Source organism: Pseudomonas sp. (assembly GCF_036404235.1).
Classification (GTDB): Bacteria; Pseudomonadota; Gammaproteobacteria; order Pseudomonadales; family Pseudomonadaceae; genus Aquipseudomonas.
This window is the reverse complement of record NZ_DASWOT010000074.1, coordinates 21,213-27,212: the sequence shown is the minus strand read 5'-3', so window position 1 is coordinate 27,212 and position 6,000 is coordinate 21,213. Positions and strand designations below refer to the sequence as shown.

Here is a 6,000-nt window from a genome sequence, read left to right as displayed (position 1 = left end):
TGGAACGATTTCAGGGGTGACACCATTCGCCTTGCACCAGCGCCGAAGGTTGACGTAGCTGAAGCTGCGATTGAGTGCTGCCTCGACCTTGAGGATGGTGGCGTGCCTAGCGCTGAACCCGAGCTCGTCGCGCAGGCGGTTTGCCTCACGCACGGCTGCGCTGGCCGTGGCCATGGCTGTCGCTTCACGGCGGGTGCCAATTTCAGCTTTCGTTTCGATGGCGTGATCACGTTCGGCGGCAATGCGCTTGTTATCTGCGATAAGCGCCAACTGCTGCTCGACGGATCCCTGCAGCGCAAGTAATGCTCCTTCCTGTGAGGTCACATCAGGAACCGGATGGCGCACCTGGCTCTCAAGTTCGTTCAGTCGAGCCAACACTCGACGCCGAACGCCTTTTGATTCGCGCATCGCGACCAACTTGCATTGATCGCGGGTAAGGCGAAGCGCTTCTGATGGTCGGCCGCGCCCCTCAAGCTTTATTACGAAAGTTTCGTAATATTCGCCGTATAGCTCATCACGGCAGCGAGCGACAAAATCGTTGTGCCGGACTGCCGTCTCTCCGAACTCGGCGCGGGCTTCGTTGACCAGCACTAGCAGAGCATTGGTGTCCATCGTCGCGGGCTTGATGGTGATCAGGTTCATTGGCTAACCTCCAATTCCGCGCCACGATTTGGCAAGTTGGAGTTTTGTGGCGCGGAGTCCTGCGCTTCGATCAGCGTGATGATCCCTTCGTTACGCACCATCATTTCTCCGGACACAATTCGCAAGCCAGCGACCAGGCCGCCCACGACGTACCCGTCGAGCGCTTTCGCGCAAAGACACGGATCATCGGAACCAACGGTGTCGATCAGCTTGGCGAGCGCGCCCACGAAATATGCGGCGTCGTGATTTGCCTGGGCTTCCCGCTTGAAGCGGTCAAGATTGAGGGCATTCATTGCGCAGCCTCCTCTTGAGCCTTCGTCCCGTAGCGCATCGCCTGAAGCAGCGAACCAGTTGCGGCGGAAAGAAATGCGATGGCGCGCAACTCAATGCACTCGACCGGGTCTTCGTTCATGTTGATGGCGAAGTCGAGACGCTTACAAAGCCGCTCAACGCCCAGAGCCAGTGTGGCGGCGAGCTCCAGCGCCTCTTCAACGCTGCCGCCGGCAGTCACCTGCATGAGGTCGTTTTCGGGGCCGGCGAAATTGATACGTTTCAGGGTTGGTGTATTCACGCAGCACCCCCTGCGCGCTGAGCGGCCATCAGTCCGCATACGGACGAATCAACGATGGCTTTGGCATCCACCAAAATCTCTTGAATCAAATAAACGCCGCCTTTCTTCAGGCCGGTATCCTCATCGTTGTACTCCTGGATGAAGAGCAGCACTTCGCTAAGCAGGCAGGAACTATCTTCAAGTGCGTCGACGACGCAGACGCCCGGTGCGACTTGGAATATATGGTCGCCGCCCGGATTTATGACTTTGAATGGCATTACGCCGGTTACAGGGTCTTGCGCCTTTTGTGGTGCGGTGCTATTTTTTGGGTGCGCCATTGATTCGTCCTCCTAAGACGATGCAGTACGAAGCACTTGCTCTTACAAGTGCTAATTGGAAACCCGCCCCTACAGCGGGTTTTCTGCTTTCTGGAGCTCAGAAAGACAGAGTTATGCAGCCACTACCTTACGGTGGCCCGGTAATTCGAAATGTCTTGCGCTTATCTACGTTCAAAATTATTCCTTTCAAAATACTGTTCGTTCAGCCAGTAGTTTCAAGATACGTGCAGTATCTCAGCAAACAACAGCCAGTGTGCTGCTACCGAGGAAAACCCGCTTTTTCCCAGGGAAGCGGCTCACCTCTATCCCTATCGCTGAACCATCTTCCGCCTGTGCCACAAAAATGGTCCTACCGGCGCTCAGTGCGTTTGCGAGGGCTGGGCCAGTGCAGCCGAGCAATTTCGCGGTGCTCAGCCTTCCCTTCTCAGCGATAACCTCGGCCAGCGGACGCACCGACAATGGCGGGCCGGTCACTGCTCCGCTCCGATACTGGATGGAATTACAGCGCCACCAGACCCACGTGCAGGATCGGGTTTTTGGGGGCATGATTTGTTCAAGGTTTGCAGAGCTGCAACCTCTGCAATCAGGGGGCTCAGGTCAGATGCCAAAATGGCGCCGTCAGTCTGGGTTTGAGCGAGCAGCGCTTTCTCTGGGCTGATTCTTTGCTGACCGGAAAGCCAATACGAGACCGTTGGCTGAGAAACGCCAAGCGCCTTCGCTGTCGATGCCTGACTGCCGAAATAGGAAATAAGCCTGCTGATGGAATCGCTCACGAATTCCGCTCCTGATAAGTCTTTTTATAGACTGCACAGAAGCAGGCTTCTTTGCAACCCCATAAGTATTTTTATAGGATCACAGGATGGACCTATCAGAACGTATCAAGCTTGCCCGTAAAAAAGCGAACCTCACGCAGTCTCAGCTCGCCGAATCGGTGGGCATTGCGCAGACAGCAATCAGTCAGCTCGAGTCAGGGAAAACACTACGCTCGTCCTATCTGATTCAGATAGCTCGATCGTGCAAAGTGAACAGCGTTTGGTTGGCGTCGGGGGAAGGCGAAATGAATTTAACCGAAGATACTTTAACCTCCCTGAGCAACGAAATCGAAGAGATCATGTGTGGAGAACATGAGGACGATGCGGCGCTAAATAACTCCTTGCGGGAGCGGATTGAGAACCTGAGAAACGTAAGTAGATACGCCCCTTCAAACTCGCTGCTCACGGAGGAGATTCCCTATCTTATTGAACTCGATGACCCACTTGACCCATCAAGGAGGGTAGTCCAGGTCAGTGTGAGCGTTCAGCTTGACCTCAGCATCGAAATACTGGAGAAACAAAAAGTTCTGCCCAAAAATGTCGTTGCCGTGGCTATCTCAGGCAACTCAATGACACCCGTTCTGCAAGATGGCAGTACTGTCGTTGCTCATCTGCTTGAAACACAGGTTATTGACGGAAAAATGTATGTTATCGACCACGGCGGTCAAATCAGGGTCAAGGCGCTCTATCGCCTGCCTGGGGGCGGTATCAGGGTGAGAAGCTACAACGTGACGGAGCATCCCGACGAGTCCTACTCAGTTCGCGAAATGGAGGAGGCCAAGATTCGAATCATTGGCCGGGTCTTCTGGGGTGCCTCTTTTTATTAGCGGGGTCCAACCGCTTCACAGCCCGGCTTGCCGGGTTTTTTTCTCTCAGCAATTCAAAAAAAAGCACACTACTAAAATTATTTAAATTACTGCTTGCTCACTTCTATCAATTTGCTTATATTTTTCTCACTAGCAATGCATTCGGATGAAAAAGGTGAGCGAAGTGATCAAATTTCAAAATTTCGAAGGACGCACCGGCTTACTCGCTGGGCAAGAACTGCGGGCTGCATTGGCAGTCTGTTCAGGCCTCTCCAATAAGCAAATCGCCAAAACGCTTGGCTGCGCCCCTGGAACCGTGAAAAAGACCATCGAGCGTATTTTCTTCAAGTTTCGCGTTTCGAGCCGCGCCGCTCTCGTCGCCAAAGCATTCGCCCTTGGCCTGATCAGCTTTGCCTGCCCCACAAATCCAACCCCTGAAAACCATCAAGGCGACAGCCAGCATGACGGCGTTCTCATCGCGTGATCCAGCGGACTGCGCCTCCGATGGGGACGCAGTCCGGTGCAGAAGCATCATTTGGCAAGGTTGGGCCTGGTTAGGCCTGGCGGGGTCAGGTGGGGTCCGGCACGGCAAGGGCTGTTTACAGCGGTCTGCCCTTCTGCGGGAAGGCAGATCAGTGCAAATAGCAATACGTAGCCCGGCATGGCTCGGCTGGGTTGGGTACGGCATGGCAAGGCGAGGCAGGGGCTGCAACGCAGCGTAAATGGCTTTCACCCGAGAGCCATTTACGATGCGGAACAAGTCAAGAAACGACAGCGTTAACGTTCAGCATGGAAATCACGAAGGGGTAGGCACGAATGCATCCGAGAACAGCAACTGCGAATGCGATCAGGAACAGAACAATGCCCGTCTTGTTCAGCCTGCGCGGCCTTCCGCTGATGATGACCGAACCGAGCTGGTATGGGTGCGGGGCCATCCCTGATACGAACGGTCGGCAGGCCATTTCGCCGATACCCCAAAGCAGTCCGGCGAGCGAAAAGAGCCCTACCAATCCGTTGTCGATTTTCAGATCAACAGTGAGCGATGCGACGAGCAAGAAGAAACACAGAATCGCCATGATTTTGAACCATTCATCCGCGATGAATTTTGCAACTACGGATAATCCCAAGTTGCGCCCTCCTTTGCTGGCTGTGTTGTGTGAGAGCACTCAGCCTAGCGCAAAGTCCGTCACCTGGGCAGTGGTGAGCAAGTCGGGGCTGACCGACACACGGTAAGGCTCGACGTGCTAGGGCCTGGCACGGTGAGGCTTGGCACGGCAAGGGCTACAACGTAGCGGTCAGCACCTTTACAGAGGGTGCTTTCCGGTACTGAGTACCGAAGTTGTGGTTTGGTGTGCTGCGGCTAGGCAGGCCAGGGCGGGGCGAGGTCCGGCAAGGCATGGGCTGTAATCAGCGTAATGGCCTTTCTCAGAGAGGTTATTGCGGTGCGAAAGCATCACGCGGCGGGTTGTGGCGTGGTCAGGCTGGGTATGCCAGGGCTTGGCGAGGCATGAGCTGCTGGTCAGCGTAATGCCGATTGGAAGCAGTCGGTATTGCGGTGCGAAGGCGCCGTTTGGCAGGGTTCGGTCCGGCATGGTGAGGCGGGGCAGGGTTAGGTAAGGCTCGGCAAGGCGAGGGCGGTAATCCGCACGGGGTCATCAGCGTTGCTGGTGACAACCTCAAAGCAACTTCTAAGAGGTTGTTTTGAGGTTCAACACGCAAAGCAAAGTGCATCGCACAGGGCAAATAGGCACACGCAGCGAAACTAAGAGGCACCATCATGCAGGTTTTGGAAGTTAAGATCATCGGCACCCGTCCGCTTTTAATTCACGCGGATGTGTTCGCCGATCCGTTAAACAAGTTGACCAAAGCTCATAAAGTTCTGACTTCGAAACGCAAGAAGTCCGATGAAGATCATGAGCTTATCGCACGCAGCGAGTGGCGTGGCGGGCTTTATTTCGCCGATGATATAGGTCCGTTCCTGCCGGGAATTAACATTGAGTCTTCGCTTGTTGCTGGGGGAAAACTTTCAAAGATGGGTACTCAACTTAAACGCTCCGTGGAAATCATGGATTCCCGTTGCCCTATTATCTACGAAGGCCCGCGCACAGTCGAAGGTCTTTGGGATGAAGCATTCTATGATGCTCGTTCGGTCAAAGTTGGCACGGCCAGAATCACACGATATCGGCCACTTTTTCGCGAATGGTCAACCATCTGCGAGATAGCTTTCGATCAAGAATCTATCGACCGTGCCCAGGTTTTGAAATGCCTGGAAGACGCGGGCCAATACTGCGGCGTCGGCGACTACCGCCCGAAATTCGGACGTTTCACCGTCGAGGTGCTGTTATGAGCATTGTTCCGCTCAAGCCGAACTCTTGGAGTCTTGAGAAGGCGATCGAACAATTCCTCGCCGACAAATTCACAGACGGCCAGTTGATTAGCCATGACTGGCTAACCTGGGCACTTAACTTGCCCAAACCAAAAACCGCAAAGGAAATGGTCAACTGCCAATTCGTGATATTGGATCGCGTCGAACAGTTCAAAGAAGCTCTACTGACACAACATCAAATTTATATAGTCAGTGTGCGCGGTAAAGGATATCGAATTGTTCCGCCATCCGATCAGGCGTTTATTGCTATCGATACCGCAATGCGCGGAGTGCGTCGCGAGTTCTCAAAGTGTCAGGAAGTAATGAAGCACACACGAGTTGCAGAACTTGATGCTGAGCAAGCAAAGCGTCACACGGATGCACAAGTGAAAGTCTCTGCACTATCGGGGCTAATGGGCAAAGGTAAGCGGGAAGTTTTCAAACTGTTCAAGGTGTAACAACAAAGTAACGCCACAACTCTAACTGA

At 54.0% G+C, this 6,000-nt stretch carries 10 protein-coding genes and 1 pseudogene; 4 read left to right on the top strand and 7 right to left on the bottom strand.

The features are described from left to right. The 6 genes and pseudogenes from VGC62_RS09255 to VGC62_RS09235 form a co-directional block, all read right to left on the bottom strand. Positions 1–642: pseudogene (locus VGC62_RS09255) on the bottom strand (hypothetical protein); the annotation flags it as partial. Beyond that, a complete protein-coding gene (locus VGC62_RS09250) occupies positions 639–935 on the bottom strand; it encodes a hypothetical protein (RefSeq protein WP_331186773.1) in 297 nt (98 codons plus the stop codon). The pseudogene VGC62_RS09255 and the gene VGC62_RS09250, both read right to left, overlap by 4 nt. Further along, positions 932–1,213 (bottom strand): hypothetical protein, encoded by a 282-nt coding sequence (locus tag VGC62_RS09245; protein ID WP_331186772.1) that lies wholly within the window; start codon positions 1,211–1,213, stop codon positions 932–934. Before VGC62_RS09245 ends, VGC62_RS09250 begins: the two co-directional genes overlap by 4 nt. Further along, a complete protein-coding gene (locus tag VGC62_RS09240; RefSeq protein WP_331186771.1) occupies positions 1,210–1,530 on the bottom strand; it encodes a hypothetical protein in 321 nt (106 codons plus the stop codon). Before VGC62_RS09240 ends, VGC62_RS09245 begins: the two co-directional genes overlap by 4 nt. A gap of 234 nt (positions 1,531–1,764) precedes the next feature. After that, positions 1,765–2,076, bottom strand: a complete 312-nt coding sequence (locus VGC62_RS27665; RefSeq protein WP_414705773.1) for a Cro/CI family transcriptional regulator — start codon at positions 2,074–2,076, stop codon at positions 1,765–1,767. Further along, the gene (locus VGC62_RS09235; RefSeq protein ID WP_331186770.1) at positions 2,001–2,303 is read right to left on the bottom strand and encodes a transcriptional regulator; all 303 of its coding nucleotides are present in this window, start codon (positions 2,301–2,303) and stop codon (positions 2,001–2,003) included. Before VGC62_RS09235 ends, VGC62_RS27665 begins: the two co-directional genes overlap by 76 nt. An 86-nt stretch (positions 2,304–2,389) precedes the next feature. On the opposite strand from VGC62_RS09235, the gene VGC62_RS09230 reads away from it, so the two are divergent. Both VGC62_RS09230 and VGC62_RS09225 read left to right on the top strand, forming a co-directional pair. After that, a complete protein-coding gene (locus VGC62_RS09230) occupies positions 2,390–3,169 on the top strand; it encodes a helix-turn-helix transcriptional regulator (protein ID WP_331186769.1) in 780 nt (259 codons plus the stop codon). A gap of 154 nt (positions 3,170–3,323) precedes the next feature. Beyond that, positions 3,324–3,632: a helix-turn-helix transcriptional regulator gene (locus tag VGC62_RS09225; protein WP_331186768.1), complete on the top strand. Its 309-nt coding sequence runs from the start codon at positions 3,324–3,326 to the stop codon at positions 3,630–3,632. 277 nt (positions 3,633–3,909) lie between these two features. On the opposite strand, the gene VGC62_RS09220 is transcribed toward VGC62_RS09225, so the two are convergent. Next, positions 3,910–4,275, bottom strand: coding sequence for a hypothetical protein (locus VGC62_RS09220; protein ID WP_331186767.1), 366 nt, complete (start codon positions 4,273–4,275; stop codon positions 3,910–3,912). 650 nt (positions 4,276–4,925) lie between these two features. On the opposite strand from VGC62_RS09220, the gene VGC62_RS09215 reads away from it, so the two are divergent. Both VGC62_RS09215 and VGC62_RS09210 read left to right on the top strand, forming a co-directional pair. Beyond that, positions 4,926–5,495: a hypothetical protein gene (locus VGC62_RS09215; RefSeq protein ID WP_331186766.1), complete on the top strand. Its 570-nt coding sequence runs from the start codon at positions 4,926–4,928 to the stop codon at positions 5,493–5,495. After that, positions 5,492–5,971: a hypothetical protein gene (locus VGC62_RS09210; protein ID WP_331186765.1), complete on the top strand. Its 480-nt coding sequence runs from the start codon at positions 5,492–5,494 to the stop codon at positions 5,969–5,971. The genes VGC62_RS09215 and VGC62_RS09210 overlap by 4 nt, the downstream gene beginning before the upstream one ends. Positions 5,972–6,000: the final 29 nt, after the last annotated feature.